Below are 19,097 nucleotides of genomic sequence, written 5' to 3' on the forward strand. Positions count from 1 at the left end.
GGCATCTTCGTCGCTGATGACCAGCTGCTCAGAGGCGATAAGATTACCGCTCATCACTCCGTCATCTTCGGTGAGTTGCGAAGTATCACCACTGACGATGGTTGCCGAATCATTGCTACCTGTAATCGTAATTACGACATCTTGGCTTGTGATAGCGCCTTTATCATCAGTGACACTAACCGTGTACGTAACGTCTTGAACTTGTCCTTCTTTCAACGCTTGCGTCGCATCAGCATCATTGTCTAACGTAAATGTCCAGTTACCGGATACGGGGTCAATCACAAAGGTCCCGAAGTCGCTGTCACCGCTGTATGAGAAACTTGCTACTGAATCCGCATCCACATCAGTTGCAACAATATTACCGGTGGCGATATCAACACCAGGAACGTTATCATCACCCGCTTCGATAACAGATCCCGCGACGACACTGGAGTCTTCAATCACGGGAACATCATTGGTTCCCGTAATGGTAATGGTGACGATTTCTGTATTCACGGCACCAAACTCATCGGTGACGTTGACAGAAAAGTTGACGTCTTGTTTCTGGCCTTCTTTTAAGGCTTGAGTCTGATCTGAATTATTATCGAGTGTGAATATCCACGTACCATCAGCAGTTACGCTGAGTTCACCGTAATCACTGCTGCCATCATCGATTGAAAACGTTAGCAATGCATCACTATCAACATCAGAGCCAAATAGAGTCCCTGACGCAGTCGGGGTTCCATCCACTTCGGTCCCGTCATCATTATGACCAGCCTCTATCACTTCACCAGTAAACGTACTACTTGAGGTGAAGACTGGCTGGTCGTTGGTACCTGTGATGGCAATCGTGATTATTTCAGTGTTTACCGCGCCAAATTCATCACGCACCGTTACCGTAAAGGTCTCGTTGTGTACTTCTCCCTCTTTGAGGGCTTGAGATTGAGAGGTCTCGTTGTCTAGAGTAAATTCCCATGTCCCATCAGGATCAACGGTCATAGCACCAAAATCACTACTCCCATCTTCAATAAAAAATGTCAGATTTGCACTGGCATCTACATCCGAGCCAACCAGTGTTCCTGTCGCAGTAGCAACACCATCAACCAACGTACCATTATCAAGATTCCCGGCCTCGATGACTGATCCCTGTAAATCACTGCTTGATAAGATGGTTGGCTTATCATTGGTGCCAACAATCGTAATCGTCACAGGCTGAGTCACTGACGCGCCTGTGTCATCCGTGGCAATAACGTTAAACACCACCGACGTTTCTTGCCCCTCACGCAACGCTTGTGTAACCGCTGCATCATTATCGAGCTGGAAACTCCACACTCCGGTTTGATCATCAACTTCAAAAGAGCCGAAATCACTTTGTCCTTGAGAGGTAAAGGTCAATGAACCATCAACGTCTGATGCATTAATGGTATCACTGGCTATCGAAGTCCCTGTCACCAACGAACCATCATCATTATGACCAGCTTCAGTCACTAAGCCAGTCGTCCCTGTTAAGTCGTCAATAACCGGCGTATCATTAGTGCCTGTAATCGTAATAGAGACGACTTCACGGCTCACCGCGCCAAATTCATCCGTAACGGTAACGACAAAATCCAGCTGCTTGGTTTCACCTTCCGTTAACGCTTGCGTCGCATTCCCTTCATTATCGAGGGTAAACGTCCATTTCCCCTCATCATCAAAGGTTAGCGCCCCATAATCAGTGACACCATCAATCACTTGATAGTCTAACGTTGCGTCAGCATCTACATCTGTTGCCGCTAAAATTCCCGTCGCAATTGAGTCATTAGCTACACCATCAGAAGATTCAGTCACAGCACCTGCGGTATCTCCACTCGCTCCAAAAGTGGGAACGTCATTGGTACCTTCAATGGTTATAGGCAGCGTTTGAGTAACCTGCGCACCCTTATCATCGGTGACAGTAATGGTGAACGTCGTGTCAACTGATTCACCTTCTTTGAGAGCTTGTGTCGCAGGAGCATTATTGTCGAGGGTAAACACCCATTCACCTGTCAACTCATCAACCGCTAAGGTGCCGTATTCATTACTTGTATTTTCAACACCGTAAGTCAGTACAGCATCGGTATCGTTGTCGGTTGCTGTAATTTGACCTTCGGCTGTTGCGATGCCATCGACGTTAGTACCGCCATCTAAACTCCCCGCCTCCACAACATCAGCAGCACCGACATCGATAATATCGGGAATATCGTTAATTGGGTTGATGGTCAGTAGAACACCACCGGTCTGGACCGAGTTTTCAGCGCCTCGTCCATCGTCTACGGTATACAAAATTTGACCCGCGTCATCGCCGGAAGTGTATTCTTGGGGTGCATCATATTGAAGAGATTCGAACTCGGCTTCAGTGAGGACCTGACCTACTGTCACCGGTGTCCCGTCGGCAAGAGTGAGCACTCCGAGTTTAGGAAGCTCCGTAATGGTAAGGGTTAACGTGTCATTATTCGCATCAACTGGAAAGCTGAGATTTAGATCACTATCTAATGATTCTTCATCAAAGTTACGAGCGTCAAAAACAGTGACAGGAGCGGAGTTTGCTAATACATCAATTAACGTATCGGTTTGAGGTTGGTTAAGACTTTGGCGATCAAGTCCAATTGTTTCAAAGAAGGTTGCTGCTAAGACTTGCTCGTGGGTTGCTTCGAGTGTCGCGACCTCAGTAATACTCGAACTGACACTTTCACCAGCCGCAGTCGCTTGGTCTTCATTTTGAGTCGGATCTTGTCCGCTTTCAATTTGACCAATAATATCCGCTATATCTTGAGTGTCCGACGGACTTAAACGAGCAGAATTGGTAACTTGCCCGTTATCTCCAATCACATCAATACCAGCAAGCTCGCTTGAATCCTGACCATCAACAACAGAGAGGACCACTTCCCCGGCTTTGGGTTCGACACCCTCCGCTAATACTTTTAGCTGACCTTTTTTATCAAGCACCAATGTTCCTGTAACACTTGCAAGCCCCAAAAATGCAGCAAAACCCATAGCGCGCTCCTTTACACCAAACTGTCGGACAAGAAATCATTGACTGGTTTGTCGTATCACCATGATTTGTCCACTCCAACCTCTACGCCAAATAGTATAGGTAGGTCGAATGTTATTTCTAATATATATAACTCTAAATACCAGATTTGTTTACAAATATGAATCACAACAATGAGGTTTTTTAAACAATTCTCAAAAACGAAATACGGTCCAGGGATAGAAGAGGGGAGAAAGACGATTTCTAGCGGTTGCAAGTGCAGTTAGGTCTAGATATGTATAAATTATGTATTGAGTGTATCAAGTAATTCTGGGTTAACGCCAAAGCCCGTTTTATGCTCTTCAATCACGACTTCACTACGTGTTTGAATGACACCGGGCAATGTACCAAGCTTAGTTGACATAAAAGACTGATAGGATTTCATATCTTTAGTTCGTACTTTGATCATAGTGTCAAAGTCACCAGATAGGGAATAGCATTCCTCTATTTCAGGCATTAAATCAACCGCTTTAGCAAACTTATCGAAAATAGAGAAACTGGTTTGATCGAGACGAATATGTATAAAGACCTGAACATCTAACCCTAGCTTTTCAGGGTTCAATTCAGCATGATAACCTCGAATAAAGCCTTCTTTTTCAAGTCGCTTTACACGGTCGGAGCAGGGTGAGGTCGTAAGATTAACTTGCTTGGCCAATTCCACGATAGGCATTCGACCCTTTAGGGTTAATATTCTAAGTATTTCTAAATCAATTTTATCTAAAGCTAGCTGAGCCACAATGACATCTCAAGTGAATATTTGTTACTTGATTGTAAATTAAATGCTGGCAAGTTAAAAACACCACGGATCACACTCTGCGACTAATCTAATTTGACGACGCTTTTTAATAAAAAAGTCGCTAGTCGCAAAAGTATGATTGGTTCTACAAATGCGCTATCAGTAAATGCTAGGCAAGGTTGGCTTGCTGATTTAACACTGGCTCTGCTTCAACCTGATTTTCCTGGTTGCATACTCGACAAATAATTCGACGTTCCAATTTATAATATCCACTGCCATTGACTAGTTGTGACATCAACTGCTGAAAACTTTGTAACATAGAAGCACTTTCATTTGGGCTACGTTTCATCACCGCTTTATGTGCCGTTTTCTTTTTGCACGCCGCACAGTAGTTCGTTGGCATTTTTCTGTTCTCCTGGAAGTCTGATCATTTGCTGACCATATTGTGTTCAAGGTCAGCGTGTATATAAAACGATCATTGCAGAAAATGAGGCATACATTCAAAATTCATGTCATTTATTTGCGAATTTTTGATCAAGATGTCGAAACTTACTTACAGATTGTCCGATCTCAACACTTCAATCTCGAGATCGACCGCAAATCCACAGCGTTGAATACCGATCCATACATGTGCTAAATGACTCGGCCATTCGCTGACTAAGCGCTCACCGCTTAGGATCTTCGAACATAAAAAAGCCCGCAACATGCGGGCTTTGAATCCATATCTATTAATGCATTATCAATTCTTCTGAATCGGTTTAATTCTAAAGAAAATAGCAAAAAGCACAGGGACAACAATCAACGTCAATACGGTCGCAAAACCCAGCCCAGCCATAATCGTCACTGCCATAGAACCAAAAAATGCATCAAAGACTAGTGGGATCATACCGAGTATGGTTGTTAGGGCCGCCATACTGACAGGTCGCACACGACTTACCGCACTATCGACGATCGCCAGATACGGATCCTTACCCGTTTCTAACTCCAAGTTTATTTGATCCATCAAAACAATACCATTTTTCAGGATCATTCCACTTAGACTTAATAAACCCAGTAATGCAGTAAAGCTAAATGGCATTCCAGAAAGCAGTAAACCAAATGCCACACCAATAATGGATAATGGCACGGTCAACCAAATCACCAGTGGCTTCTTAAATGAGTTAAATAGCAACATCGTGATGATGAACATGAGTAAGTAACCCATAGGCAGTGACTTAAACATGCCCTCTTGCGCATCCTTTGATGACTCATATTCGCCGCCCCACTCCAAGGCATAACCTTCTGGCAAAGCGATGGCTTCAACTTGTGGCTGAATCCGGGCAAATAGGGTAGCTGCGGTTTCGTCCCCTAACACATCATGATCAGCAAGCACCGTGAGTGTGCGTTTTCGATCTCGACGCTGAATCAAAGGCTCTCCCCAATCTAGCGTGACATCATCCACCACTTGCTCGACCGGAACATACGTTTGAAGCATCGGGCTCCAGATGGAAATATTTTGAAGAGACGAGTAATCCACTCGTTCTTCTTCCGTTAAACGGGTAACAATCGGCAAACGCTGCGTACCATCACGAAACACGCCAATCGTGTTGCCACCAAACGCAAGCTGTAAGGTAGTAGAGAGATCTTCTTTTGAAATACCAAGTCGACGCGCTTTAGATTCGTTAAATTGCGGCACTAACTCTTTAGTGCGTTCTCGCCAGTCATGACGAATATTACGCGCCCCCGAGTCAGCGAGCAGAATGTCTTCAACTTGAACGGCAACATCGCGCAATATTTGTGGATCAGGTCCGATGATTCTTGCTTCTATTTTGGAAGCAGGAGAAGGCCCAAACTCCATTAAACGCAGCTGAAAAGACGGCGCGGTAAACTCACTCGACAGTGTTTGATCAAGCTTGTCCAATAAAGTAAACATATCTTCGCGGGTCGTGGCTCGAACCTGCAACTGCGCATACGCTTCATAGCTTTTTTCTGGCTGGTACGTCAACATGAATCGCTGCAAGCCTTGCCCAACAGATGTAGACACAAAGTCCACGTCTTCTTGGGAGCGAATATACGCTTCCACTTTTTCCGTTTGCTTCAGTGTCTGTCGAATATCGGTGCCTTCTGGCATCCACATATCGACAAAAAACATGGGGGTATTAGAGGCTGGGAAAAACGACTGTTTCACCATGCCAAACGCCATGACAGCAGAAATGAGTAGCGCAACCATACCAATAACAGTCAACCAACGCAGCTTTAGCGCAAGCTCCAGTGACCAACGAAATACCGTAAATAGAATACCTTTGTACGGATCAACCTGCTCTGAATCGACCGCCGCCGCTTCCTCTTTGAGCATTAGGTTTGCTAGAAAAGGCGTTAACGTCAGTGCCGTAATCCAACTTAAAAATAATGAAAAACAGAGCACCCAAAACAGCGAGCCCATAAATTCACCCGTTGCATCTTGAGAAAGCCCAATCGGTGCAAATGCTGTGATAGCAATGACGGTCGCGCCGAGTAGTGGCCACTGCGTTTGCTTGGCGATCGCTTTCGCGGCTTCTGTTTTCGTCTTGCCCTGCTTTAGCCCAACTAATATCCCTTCGACCACAACGATGGCATTATCCACCAGCATCCCCAAAGCAATAATCAAAGCGCCAAGGGAAATTCGATGCAACTCGATATTATTAATACTCATCAAAATGAAGGTACCAAATACCGTCAAGAGCAATACAATCCCGATAATTAGACCACTGCGCACACCCATAGCAAACAGGAGAACAACAATCACAATCGCTACCGCTTGCGCCAAACTGACGACAAAGTCTTTTACCGATTTATCAACTTCTGCCGATTGGTTGTAAAAATAATCTAAATTGATACCCGCTGGTTTTATATTCTCAAGCTCAGTTAATTTCGTATCAATCACGTGACCAACGTCGACAACGTTCACACCCGATGTAAACGAGATGGCTAAATTAATCGCGGGTTTACCGTTAAAAGTAATCACGTTTGATGGCTTTTCTTGGATGCCTTTTGATATCTTCGCGACGTCTTTTAATCGAATCAAGTTGCCGGTATCTCGACCATGAATAATGAGATTTTCCAACGACTCGACTGAGTTAAGGTTGCCATTCGGGCGAATCGCTAGGTTGTCACCATTAATCATGATTTCCCCAGCAGACTGGACGCTGTTTTGTTGATTCAGCAAACCCGAGACGGTGTTCATATCTAGGTTAAGCGCGGATAAGCGATTAAGTGAAAGCTCGACGAATAACATTTCTTGTTGATCGCCAGAAATGTTAACTTTCCCCACCCCATCCACAAGCTCGATCTCTCGGCTTAAATAATCCGCATAACGTTTAAGCTCCACGTAATCATAGCCATCGCCCGTTAGCATGATCATCACGCCGAACACATCGCCAAAATCATCAATGATTTGCACCGAATTCACACCACTTGGTAAGCTCGGTTTTAAATCGTTAATCTTGCGTCGCATTTCATCCCAAATTTGTGGCAGTTCATCTGGACCATAATCCATCCGCATACTAACCATAATCTGCGACATTCCATCCGAGGACGTTGACTTAATATTGTCAATGTATGGTAACTGTCGAATCTGTTTCTCTAACGGGTACGTCAGCTCTTCTTCAACTTCCGTTGAGGTAGCCCCCGGGTAGGTAGAGATTATCATGGCGTCTTTGATAGTAAATGCTGGGTCTTCAAGACGCCCCAGGTCCATAAACGATGTAATACCACCCACGGTTAAGATGACTAAGAAAAGCCAGCTGATCACTCGGTTCTTAATTGAATATTCCGTAAGACTCATTTCTCTTCGCTCCCTTTAAGCGTCACTAACTCACCATCGCGAAGCTTTCTCAAACTCGAAACAATCAATACATCCCCTTCCGTCACGCCTGAATCGACAATCACACCAAAACTATTCACCTGGTCAACGTGAACCAAGGTACGCATTGCCTTGCCATCAATGTGCTTCCAAACATAAAATTCAGAAGAAGACGTGCCCGGTTCAAGCGCTGTCATTGGTAATTGATACCCTTGAATTGTACTTAAACCTGCAGCCACCATGTCCACATGCACGCTCACACTTGCGCCAGGCAATATGGTTTGTTTTGGTTGCGGCATTTGCAGCCAAAGCTCGTAAGCTCGAGACTGTGCATCAGGTTCACTCGAGTGTTCAAGATACTGCATGGTAAAGCCATGCTCTCGGTCTGAGAAAAAAGCCAAGGGTTGATACTTATTGCGTTGAGAGTCCGGCGTAATAGACGCCAGTATGTAATCAGATAAGCTGATTTTTACGTACACTTTGTCAGCCTGATACACTGACACAATAGTTTCACCCGGGCTGGTATTTTCAAAGCGCTCTTTCAATACATCCGCAACAACGCCAGTAAAAGGCGCTCGTAAACTGGTGTACTGGAGTTGATGTTGCATGTTCTGATACTTTGCTTTGGCTAACTGCTTACTTGACGTCAGCTCATCGAGTTCAGAATTGGAAATCATATCTTTAGCAAACAATTCAGTCCCTCGACGCAGTTGCTTCGTCGCCAGTTCAAATTGAGCTTGGGCATCTCGATACTGTTGCTGCAATTTCTTGTCATCTAGTTTAGCGACAACCTGCCCTTTCTTAACGGATTGACCAGGCTTTACGAGAAGGTGGGATATTTCACCACGAATACGAAAAGCTAGATTGGTTTGTTCTGCCGTCACAACTTGACCACGAAACTCTCGAAACTGCTTCGATACCGGTTGAGAAACTTGAAAAGAAGCCACCGTTGTTTGCGCAGCACTGCGCGTCGCCACATCGGAATTGCAGCCTTGTAGAGCAAGTACTGCCAGACTCAGCGTGATGAAAAATACCTTTTTCATTAGATGCCGCCCTCGCGTGTCCATAGTTTAACCTGCTGACCTTCCATCAAGTTTCCAGCGCCAGCGATCACGACCTGATCACCATATTGAAGACCTGCGGTAATTTCACCTTGTTCATTGAGCACCAATTTAGTCTGATGGACTTCTTGCGTAGCAGGTTCAAATATCCAAACTTGGCCTTCACCCTCTTGTTGAGTAATCCATGCACTTTTAGGCAGTGATATTGCGCGATTGGTGGCTTCGCTTTGAATATGCACCTGTCCAGACATTCCAGATAAAATATTGATATTGGATGGTTTGTTTATCGAAACCGACGCCGTGTAACTGTTGGTATCTAAATCCGGCTGCATCGCAATTTCACGAAACGAGGCTTCAATTTGTTGATTGCGATGACTGTCTAACGTTACAAAGAATCGCTGCTGCTGCAGTTCGTCAAATGTCATGGATTTCACAACCGGGACGGGAATGGAAAACGTGACATCTAATTCGTCACTACTGATCAAATTAAGGATTGGCTGTTTTTCTCCTACCACCTCATACGCTTTGTGATAAGTCATTGAAACAACGCCATCAAATGGGGCAATAATCTGGGTATACCCCAAATCAGACTTTGCTTGCTCAAGCGCAGCTTGAGCTGCTTTATATTGAGTTTCTTGCTGATCAAATCTATCGGCACTAATCAGTTTTTTCTCAACCAATTGCTGTGCCCGTTTAAGCTGAGAGTTAGCTAAATCAAATTCAGCCTGGCGAGCGTCTAACGCGACTTGATAATCGGTAGGGTCCAATGTTGCTAGAATTTCCCCCGCCCTCACCGATTCGCCCATTTTTACATCGATTGACGCCACTTGACCGCCTACCTGAAACGATAACTGGGCACGGTCAGTTGCATCAACTTGCGCTAAGTAGCTATTGACCGGAGCAAAGTTAAGCGCCGGAACCTTAAGCACCTTCACTGGCTTAATGACCGGTTCACGGATTTCGGATTGAGCTTGATTACACCCCGACAGAATAATCGCTGCCAATGCAGGAAAAGTAATCAAGGCACTTCGTTTGAATAGACGATAAGTGTTCATAGTATTTATCTCTGATATTGTAATTATACTTTACAGCTGTGCAGTATATGTATAATTTACTTCAGATCAATAGTTACTGCACAACTGTGTAGTATAATATTTTATCGAACTATCATTCATTTTGGTTATATACGCCTCGTCACCGGCGTTCATTAATCAGCAATGCTCATTGATGAACACCTTGTCGGTGAACGGGAAAGTGCAGTACCCTATATACGCACATCGAAAATAGAAAAGGTATCGAGTGGAGAAGAAAAAAGGGCGTCGTAGTGCCATGGCGGCGGAAGAGACAAAGAATCTCATCATGACCGTTGCAGCAGAAATGTTCTGTGAATTAGGATATGAACGCGTGTCGATTCGCAATATCAGCGAAAAGGCGGGAGTGTCACATAGCTTGATCCGTCACCACTTTGGCAGCAAAGAAAAGATTTGGTATTGCATCAGCGACCATTTGCACGCCTACATGCAAAAGTACATCTTGCATCTACTCGATGAACTGCCAGAAACGACGGCAGCCAACGTAAAACTGTATCGATTTTCTGTCGAAATGCTGGCCCATATCATTGTCATCAGACAACCTATCCAGCTCATTGCGGACGCCATGCGACAAGAAAATGAGTTCTTCGACTATTTTATCGATAGTAATGGCGAGATCGAATGTATCGTCAATAAGTTGGTCGATGCTTATAACACCAGTCAACCTGACACACCGCTCAATATGGTGGAACTAAAATGGCAAATGATGATGTTTGCCCACGGTGCTGCGTGTATGCTCCCCATGCTTAAAGCCACCTGGGCGGAAGAAACCCAAGATTTGGATACGTGTCTGGTGAAACACTGGTCAATGTTTGAAAATCAAGTCGCTTGCCGATTTGGCATCGCCGCTGCCGATCGTCTCACACCTAATAAATTGGAAGATCTCGTACACAAAGTAGAATGTGGCTGGAAAGAAACCCCACTTTAAGCGTTAGGGTCTCGCAACGCTATTAACCTCGAGTACCGTTTATTTAGAGTATTATTGATTTAGAGTACTATAGATTTAGGGGCGTACGGTTGGTACAGGATTCGAACCTCATCATTAGATACAATCAAAAAAGGCTCCTCTCATTTTTCGATGAGTAGGAGCCTTTTCTTTAAAAAGCACCGTTAGTCTAATTCAACCAAGTTCTTTTCAAATACATCATGTTGATCTTGCACGTCTTTTGAAGGACCGCCGGTAACGACACTCACGACAATGATAGCAAGCGCTGATAGTATGAATCCTGGGACAATTTCATAAACATCAAAAATTCCACCCGTTAGCTGCTTCCATACCACAATGGTAATACCACCAACTAAGATACCAGCAATCGCACCGTTTCGGTTCATACCAGCCCAGTACAAGCTAAGTAACACTGCAGGTCCAAATGCAGCGCCAAAACCTGCCCAAGCGTAAGAGACCAGCCCTAGCACTGAACTATCTGGCGTCATTGCCAATACCAATGCAATGATTGAAATAACCACAACCCCAACACGACCAACCGTAACGACTTGTTCAGAGGTTGCTTCTTTATTGATGACTTGCTTGTAAAAATCTTCCGCTAGCGCCGAAGATGACACCAATAACTGTGAATCTGCGGTACTCATGATGGCAGCCAGAATAGCTGCTAACAGAATACCGGCAATCACCGGGTGGAACATCGCGTTCACTAGCAACATGAAGATTTTTTCACCATCGGCTAGCACATCACCGCCCGAGTTCGTCACATACAGCAAACCAATCACACCGACTAGCATTGCACCGACCATAGACAGCGCAGACCAAACCACGGCAATACGACGTGCTGTGGTCAGATCTTTATTACTGCGTGTCGCTTTAAAACGCGCAAGAATGTGTGGTTGACCAAAGTAGCCAAGACCCCAAGCCACAAGCGAAATAATTGCAATCGCAGATAAAGGCTGACCCTTGGTATCATTCCATAGCGTAAGTAGTTCTGGGTTGATTGCGCTAAGGTCACTAACAACCTGTCCAAACCCACCTTGCATCGCCGCTACTGGCACAATCATCAATGCCGCTGCCATGAGCAAGCCTTGAACTAAATCCGTCCAAGATACCGCAAGGAAGCCACCAAACAACGTATAAGACACAACACATACGGTGCCAATAATGACCGCGGTGGTGTAATCCAAACCAAAGACCGTCTCAAACAGTTTACCGCCCGCCACTAAACCAGAACTGGTATAGAAAAGGAAGAAAAGCAAAATAAAGAACGCAGAAATTACCTGAATCATTTTCGAGTTGTCATTAAAACGACGAGAAAAATATTCCGGTAAGGTTAGCGCGTCGGTAGTAATACTGTAAGTACGAAGGCGTTTAGCACACAGTAGCCAGTTCAGCCATGTGCCTAATAACAAGCCACCAGCGAGCCAGAATGCTTCAATACCAGCGGCATAAGCGTAACCGGGTAGACCTAGCAATAACCAACCACTCATGTCAGACGCACCCGCCGACAAAGCCGCAGGCCATGGTCCTAGTGAACGTCCGCCCAAAAAGTAGTCACTTGAGTTTGACGTGCGCTTATAGGCAATCACACCAATGGCAAGCATCATCGCTAAATACGCGATAAAAGTTGTCGTAATAGCAAAGCTATTTTGAATCATTATTATTTCCTCATCCTAGAATTCAGCCTTCACCTGAGTATTCAAAGTGAAGGCCGATAGGGGGCATTAGCAAAAATACCGTTTAACTACCAAGTTCTAACAAGGTAGCGTTCCCCCCCACTGCTGTAATATTGATAGTTCGAGTTCTTTCTGTAATAAACTTCAATACTAGATTTGGATCGTGTGACGTTGGCATTGACGTCAGATCCGTTTCAGACACCAACAAACCAATCGCACTCGTACGATTCGCTAATTGATGATTGACCTGCCATAACGTTTCTTCAGAGCCTACCAAACCTACCACTCGAACATCTAAGTCGATAAAGGCATTGGCTTCTTCCAAAGGTACGATATGAACAAGCTGTGATGGCAATTGAGAGCGCTCAACCGCCGAAACTAAAAGTTGATTAAAAGTGGTATTGTTTGAGCTAACAATGACACCGTTTCCTGCGATTAACGCCGCTGTGATCTGAGCAATGGCCGCAATGCTCGCTTGAGCGTCTTCGCTTTCAACGACTATAAGCACCACGCCACGACCCGCCGCATAAAGTTCATTGGTTTCACCCGTGGGCCCCGGCATTAAGTGAGGCGAGCCTAATAGAACATTCGCCTGCTGAATGTGATACGCCATGACACTGGCTAACGTCCCATTCAGTTCATTCATATTGCGCTGCAGTGACAGTACACATTCTCGCTGCTCGGTAAACTCAGTGATGTTCCATTGCTCCCAGGCACCAAAAACATCAGAGAAAATTGTTGTGTTATTGACCATGATTTTTCTCCTTATTTCGCTACTTGAATAGCATCAGTAAAACGATACAAATAGTGCGGTCCACCCGCTTTAGGTCCGGTTCCAGATAAACCTTGACCACCAAATGGTTGTACGCCCACTACCGCACCTACTTGGTCTCGGTTGATGTAACTGTTCCCGACACGAGTATGTTTTTCTATCCAGCGGTAAGTGGATTCGTTTCGACTGTGGATACCCAGCGTCAGTCCAAAGCCAGTCGCATTAATGCGCTCAACAACACTTGGTAACTCGGCCGCTTTAAAGCGAACAATGTGTAGAATTGGACCAAATTGCTCTTCTTTCAAAATGGAAATATCATCAATTTCGAAAGCGCTTGGTGCCACGAAGTCCCCTTCGCCACACTCACTGTCTAGCGACAATTGCGCCACTTTCTTGCCATGGATTTGCATCAACTCAATATGGCTAAGCAGTTTTTCCTTCGCTTTTTTATCAATAACTGGCCCCACATCGGTAGCATGTAAATAAGGCAGTCCGACATTAAGCTCCGCCATCGCCCCTTGAATCAAGTTAACAACACGGTCGGCAATATCGTCTTGTACAAACAACACACGCAGTGCCGAACAACGTTGCCCTGCCGATGCAAATGCACTTCGCACCACATCGCGTACCACTTGTTCAGGTAGCGCGGTAGAATCAACAATCATGGCATTTTGGCCGCCGGTTTCCGCTATAAAAGGAACCGGGGCAACTTGACGAGCAGCGAGCGTACTGTTGATACGCTGCGCCGTCGGTGTTGAACCCGTAAATGCCACACCAGCAATCGCATCGTGAGAGGTCAATGCATGACCAACGTCGGCGCCATACCCAGTAATAAGCTGAATCGTATTGGCAGGGAAACCCGCTTCAAGCATCAGCTCAACGGCTTTAACAGCAATCAAAGACGTTTGCTCTGCAGGTTTCGCTACGACGGTATTCCCTGCAACTAGTGCCGCGGAGATCTGACCTAAGAAAATCGCCAATGGGAAGTTCCAAGGACTAATACAAACGAAAACACCACGACCTTGACGGTTAAAGGTTTTCGATTCTCCGTCGAAACCAAGCTGGGATTGAGGCTCGAATACGTGTGGTTGTTTGGCGTAATAGCGACAGAAATCCACCGCTTCTCGTACTTCATCAATAGAATCGTGAATGGTCTTACCCGCTTCTTGGTGACAAAGTGCGACAAGCTCGTACAAGTTGTCTTCCAACGCATCAGCAAGCCTCAACAAACACGCGCCGCGTTCTTGATAGCTCACTTTAGACCATGAAGCATAGCCTTGATCAGCGATCCGGATAGCTTCGGAAACATGATCATGCTTTGCCATCGCGACTTGCCCCACGACTATACGACGATCATAAGGGGCGGTAACGGTATCGAGTGTCGCTCCTTCCTTGATCATGCTTTCGTATAAGGACACACCATTAATGATCGGTGCCCCTTTCCAGTGCTTACTCAAGAAGGCTTCGACTTTGTGCTCGTAGTCTTTCGCTTCTGATTCGATATCGACATTGACGCCCACGGAGTTCTTGCGATCGGCAAAAATATTCGGTGGCAAATCAATCTGATCATTGTGCAGAGTGGTATTAGCATTCAGCGCATCAACAGGATGAACCGTTAATGTCTCTACCGGGCAACGGGCATCCACTAAACGGTGCACAAAGCTGCTATTCGCGCCATTTTCTAGCAAACGACGAACCAAATAAGGTAAAAGATCTTTATGGCTGCCGACCGGGGCATAAATACGGACAGGCTGTTTATGCGTATCCATGACGTGATCATAGAGAGAATCCCCCATACCATGCAGACGCTGGAACTCATAGTTAGTGTGCGGCGCCATCGTGGCAATTGCCGTCACTGTATGCGCATTGTGGCTAGCAAATTGCGGGAAGATATTTCCGCGAACATTTTCGCTTAAAAGAAATCTTGCACAGGCAAGATACGCGACATCCGTCGCTTCTTTGCGAGTGAAAACCGGGTAAGCGTCGTAGCCCGCTTGTTGAGACCACTTCACTTCGCTGTCCCAGTACGCGCCTTTAACTAAGCGCAGAGGAACAAGGTCGCCTTGCTGTTTCGCCAATGCGTTGATCCATACGAGCACTGGCAGGGCACGTTTTGAGTATGCCTGAATAACTAGGCCAAATTTTCCCCAACCTTTCGCGACATCGCTTCGATAGACTTTTTCAAACAGTTTCAACGACAACTCAAGACGATCGGCTTCTTCTGCGTCGATAGTAATCGCCACATCAAGCTCACGTGCTCGTGTCAGCAATTGCGTAAGCGTGTCACACAATTCAGTTAAGACGCGCGCTTCATTCGCCACTTCATAGCGGGGGTGTAGCGCCGATAACTTAATGGAGACAGACGGCGCAGGGCTCGTATCAAGTCCATACTTATCGCCCCCAACCGCCTCTATCGCCATTAGGTAATCTTTAAAATATTTATCCGCATCGGCTTTTGTTAGCGCCGCTTCACCTAGCATGTCATAAGAATAGGTAAAGCCGCGATCACGCATCTTCTTACCGTTCTTTTGTGCTTCACTGATACTGCGCCCAAGCACAAACTGATGTCCCATGACTTTCATCGCTTGGTACATCGCTTTACGAATCACGGGCTCAGAGAATTTATTCACCAGTTTGTTCATTGCTTTAGCAGGGCTTTGTGTTTCCTGATCGCCCAGTCCTACTACTTTACCCGTGAGCATTAAGCCCCACGTGGACGCATTGACAAACACAGAGTCTGAACTTTTCAGATGCGACTTCCAGTCCGCTACGCTGAGTTTGTCACGGATCAGCGCATCAGCCGTAGCAGAATCCGGAATACGCATTAGCGCTTCTGCCAAACACATCAACAAGATCCCTTCTTGGGTATCAAGGCTGTATTCCAATAGCAGCGCATCAATCATTTGAATGGCATTTTTGTCGGCGCGAATCGCCTCGATTAACTGTGTGGTTTTCAGCGGAATTTGTGTGGCTTCATCACCGCTAGGCGTCGCCAAAGGTAAAAGTTGCTGTAACCATTGTGATTCATCCACCATGTATAGTGGAGAGATCAGTGACCAAAGCTGCTCAAGCGGCTGCTCGGCAAACTCTTTTTTAAGCACATCAGTTGCTGTAAACATGCGTCATCCTCAATCTCGCTCCAACCGCAATAGGCGGCAGGCGTACTACAATGGCAGGGAGTGTATTGTGAGCGCACGATGATTACTTGTCAAAAACTCCGAGCTTTTTGCTATTTTCTACGCTTATTAACAAAACTAATACAATGTCACATCTTAAAAAACAATATGAGCCATTACATTCTGCAATCAAATTAACATATTGTTTCGTTACGAATACTAACGCTTACTGAAAAGGTTTGTTCATACATAGCAAGCAGCGAATAAAAATAATGTTGCTAAGACAACACCCTAGCCTCATAGGTAATATCTATTAACACTTAATACCGCGACTTTGGCCCATTTTGAGACCTCCATCCGGTATACTGCCAGCGAATAAATCGATGCCAATAACATGAGTACCGACTGACTTTGCTTAAACGTTGCTACCACCTCTTTATCGCGATAATGATTACAGTGTGCTCTTACACTGTGAGCGCGACTGAGTACGCATCATTTGAGACATCCCCTCACTCGACGGCTAGTACACCCCTCTCCCTAGATTTGGTGCAACTCAATTCGACTCAACTCGCCAGCGATACGTTAGACTCACTGGATACTGAAGACGATGGTTCGGCATTAAATGACAACATCAGTCCCTTTTTTCTTTCGGTCTCTCGCCGAATAATCAGTGACACCAATTGCTCAGAGTACAGGGCGGATCCAGAGTACTTACTACTCATCGCTTTTTTACCACCACCTCTATTAGAGATGGCAACCAAACCCGCGACGATCCTGTCGACTCAAATGCACTGGACAAGCCGCGTGAGCGCTTCACCTTCGCGTTTGTCGGGCTGGAAAGACGCCAACACTCTCTATTCTCATCAACACGCCAGATTTAGCTAATTCTCTCATGCTCAGTCCCACCTGAGCCGCACCACTTACACCCAAGTCCAATCGACACCTGTCTCTTTGCATCGTGTGCTTAATCCTATTTAAGACAACATGCTAGGGATTGCCCTATGTCGCAGCTTTGCTAGGTCTTGTGTGTTCATACCAAAAATGAATGAGAGAGTTGTCTTTTGAAAAAACACACCCATCGTTCCATCAATCGCTTAGCGAAATGGAAATACATCGTGCTCGCTATGACGTTATTAGTGATGCTATTTAGTGCATTGCCATCAGTATTTGGTGAAAATGCTGCCTTGCATATTAATCATCGTGGGCAGCCGACGGATGCGACGTTGTTATCCCAATCCCTTACACAATCCAACATTACTCCTATGAGTATTGAGCAAAACGGCGATACCACCGTCATGATTTTTGATGACGCGACCCAGCAAGCTCAAGCTCAGAGCTTACTAAAAGCGCTCCTTCCAGAATCGACGACCGTCGCATTAGCGATGGAACCTGCGGCACCACGATGGCTGCTTAATGCTGGGTTTTCACCCATTGCCCTTGGTCTGGACTTACGCGGTGGCGTGCAGTTTTTGCTAGAAGTTGATATGGAGCCTGTGTATCAAGCTCATCGTCAAATGGTTATCGATGAATTTTCCAGTGAGATTCGTGCTAGCCGTGGACGTGAAGTTAACGACTCCGTTCAAATCAATCTCTATAACGATCAAGATGTCAGCGCAGCACGAACATTACTTCGTAGCCAATTTGCCCATTGGGATAGCCGCATCAGTGGTAGCACAGTCACGCTGTCGCTCTCTGATGACGAAAAGGTGTCGCTGCGAACCCTTACGGTTCAACAGAACTTACAAATTATGCGCGGGCGTATTGCCGAGCTAGGCATTACTGAAGCCTCAGTGCAGCGTCAAGGTGAAAACCGCATACGAATCGAATTGCCTGGCGTTCAAGACCCAGCAGCGGCTAAAGACGTGATTGGTGCTACCGCTTCGCTGGCCTTTCACTCAGTTCCGGCCACGCAGACCAGACAAACGCTCTCATTACTCGACAGCGAAGGTCACCCTGTGAATGTAAATCCACGCGCCATTTTAGCGGGCGAGCATATTATTGACGCCAGAGCTGGCATCAGCGACATGGGAACCGCAGAGGTCAATATTTCTCTCGATTCAGCAGGCGGTCGAAAGATGTCACAATTCTCTCGAGCCAACATCGGGCAACCCATGGCGACCCTCTACAACGAGTACAGCCGTGATTCGAAAGGTGAAAGCCAACAAGTCAGCGAAGTAATTAGTGTCGCGACGATTCAATCTCAGCTTGGCAGCCGCTTTAGGATCACTGGGGTAGGAAGCATGCAGGATGCGCAAGAACTGGCTCTGCTGCTGAGAGCAGGATCGCTGACTGCACCGGTAACCATCATTGAAGAAAGAACCATAGGACCATCACTAGGCGCTGAAAATGTTCAAAATGGCTTTGCCGCGCTTGCTCTTGGCTTGGCTCTCACACTGAGCTTTATCGCGCTGTGGTATCGCCGTATGGGCTGGGTGGCCAATGTAGCCCTACTTGCCAATATGGTGTGTTTGTTCGGACTCATCGCTTTACTTCCCGGAGCGGTACTGACTCTGCCAGGCATTGCCGGCATGGTGTTAACGGTTGGAATGGCGGTCGATACCAACGTCCTCATTTTTGAAAGAATCAAAGACAAAATGCGTGAAGGAAGAACCTTTGCACAAAGCATTGATAAAGGCTTTCACAGTGCCTTTAGCTCCATATTCGACGCCAACCTAACCACGATGATTGTTGCGATTGCGTTATACACCATTGGTAATGGGCCGATTCAAGGATTCGCCATCACGCTTGGACTCGGATTACTCACGAGCTTGTTTACTGGGGTATTTTTGTCTCGCGCCGTCATCAATCTCATTTGGGGGCGTGATCAACGCCGTGAAGTAAGGATTTAACC

General features: G+C 45.9%; 12 protein-coding genes. 3 read left to right on the forward strand and 9 right to left on the reverse strand.

What is annotated here, in order from left to right; all coding sequences use genetic code 11:
- From M9196_RS21510 to M9196_RS21535, 6 genes are all read right to left on the reverse strand, one after another.
- On the reverse strand, positions 1–2,991 hold a 2,991-nt coding region (locus tag M9196_RS21510), incomplete at its 3' end, for a VCBS domain-containing protein (protein WP_250619554.1).
- A gap of 281 nt (positions 2,992–3,272) precedes the next feature.
- Complete coding sequence (locus M9196_RS21515) at positions 3,273–3,764, reverse strand: Lrp/AsnC family transcriptional regulator (protein WP_250619555.1); 492 nt, start codon at positions 3,762–3,764, stop codon at positions 3,273–3,275.
- Between the two features lie 169 nt (positions 3,765–3,933).
- Positions 3,934–4,167 (reverse strand): hypothetical protein, encoded by a 234-nt coding sequence (locus tag M9196_RS21520; protein WP_250619556.1) that lies wholly within the window; start codon positions 4,165–4,167, stop codon positions 3,934–3,936.
- A 336-nt stretch (positions 4,168–4,503) separates the two neighbouring features.
- On the reverse strand, positions 4,504–7,566 hold the full coding sequence (locus tag M9196_RS21525; RefSeq protein WP_250619557.1) for an efflux RND transporter permease subunit: 3,063 nt from the start codon (positions 7,564–7,566) through the stop codon (positions 4,504–4,506).
- Positions 7,563–8,627: an efflux RND transporter periplasmic adaptor subunit gene (locus M9196_RS21530; protein ID WP_250619558.1), complete on the reverse strand. Its 1,065-nt coding sequence runs from the start codon at positions 8,625–8,627 to the stop codon at positions 7,563–7,565. The genes M9196_RS21525 and M9196_RS21530 overlap by 4 nt, the downstream gene beginning before the upstream one ends.
- Positions 8,627–9,700 (reverse strand): efflux RND transporter periplasmic adaptor subunit, encoded by a 1,074-nt coding sequence (locus M9196_RS21535; protein WP_250619559.1) that lies wholly within the window; start codon positions 9,698–9,700, stop codon positions 8,627–8,629. Before M9196_RS21535 ends, M9196_RS21530 begins: the two co-directional genes overlap by 1 nt.
- 244 nt (positions 9,701–9,944) lie before the next feature.
- Here M9196_RS21535 and M9196_RS21540 point away from each other — a divergent pair, with 244 nt between their 5' ends.
- The gene (locus M9196_RS21540; protein WP_319946377.1) at positions 9,945–10,664 is read left to right on the forward strand and encodes a TetR/AcrR family transcriptional regulator; all 720 of its coding nucleotides are present in this window, start codon (positions 9,945–9,947) and stop codon (positions 10,662–10,664) included.
- A 182-nt stretch (positions 10,665–10,846) separates the two neighbouring features.
- On the opposite strand, the gene putP is transcribed toward M9196_RS21540, so the two are convergent.
- From putP to putA, 3 genes are all read right to left on the reverse strand, one after another.
- On the reverse strand, positions 10,847–12,340 hold the full coding sequence (putP, locus tag M9196_RS21545; RefSeq protein WP_250619560.1) for a sodium/proline symporter PutP: 1,494 nt from the start codon (positions 12,338–12,340) through the stop codon (positions 10,847–10,849).
- Between the two features lie 82 nt (positions 12,341–12,422).
- The gene (locus tag M9196_RS21550) at positions 12,423–13,112 is read right to left on the reverse strand and encodes a 1-pyrroline-5-carboxylate dehydrogenase (protein WP_250619561.1); all 690 of its coding nucleotides are present in this window, start codon (positions 13,110–13,112) and stop codon (positions 12,423–12,425) included.
- Positions 13,113–13,123: 11 nt separating this feature from the next.
- Positions 13,124–16,249, reverse strand: a complete 3,126-nt coding sequence (gene putA, locus M9196_RS21555; RefSeq protein WP_250619562.1) for a bifunctional proline dehydrogenase/L-glutamate gamma-semialdehyde dehydrogenase PutA — start codon at positions 16,247–16,249, stop codon at positions 13,124–13,126.
- 468 nt (positions 16,250–16,717) lie between these two features.
- Here putA and M9196_RS21560 point away from each other — a divergent pair, with 468 nt between their 5' ends.
- Together M9196_RS21560 and secD are read left to right on the forward strand one after the other, a co-directional pair.
- Positions 16,718–17,131, forward strand: coding sequence for a hypothetical protein (locus tag M9196_RS21560; protein ID WP_250619563.1), 414 nt, complete (start codon positions 16,718–16,720; stop codon positions 17,129–17,131).
- A 176-nt stretch (positions 17,132–17,307) separates the two neighbouring features.
- Complete coding sequence (gene secD / locus M9196_RS21565; protein WP_250619564.1) at positions 17,308–19,095, forward strand: protein translocase subunit SecD; 1,788 nt, start codon at positions 17,308–17,310, stop codon at positions 19,093–19,095.
- Positions 19,096–19,097 lie beyond the last annotated feature (2 nt).

Origin of the sequence: Vibrio methylphosphonaticus (assembly GCF_023634655.1) — a bacterium.
In the GTDB taxonomy this organism is placed as follows: Bacteria; Pseudomonadota; Gammaproteobacteria; order Enterobacterales; family Vibrionaceae; genus Vibrio; species Vibrio methylphosphonaticus.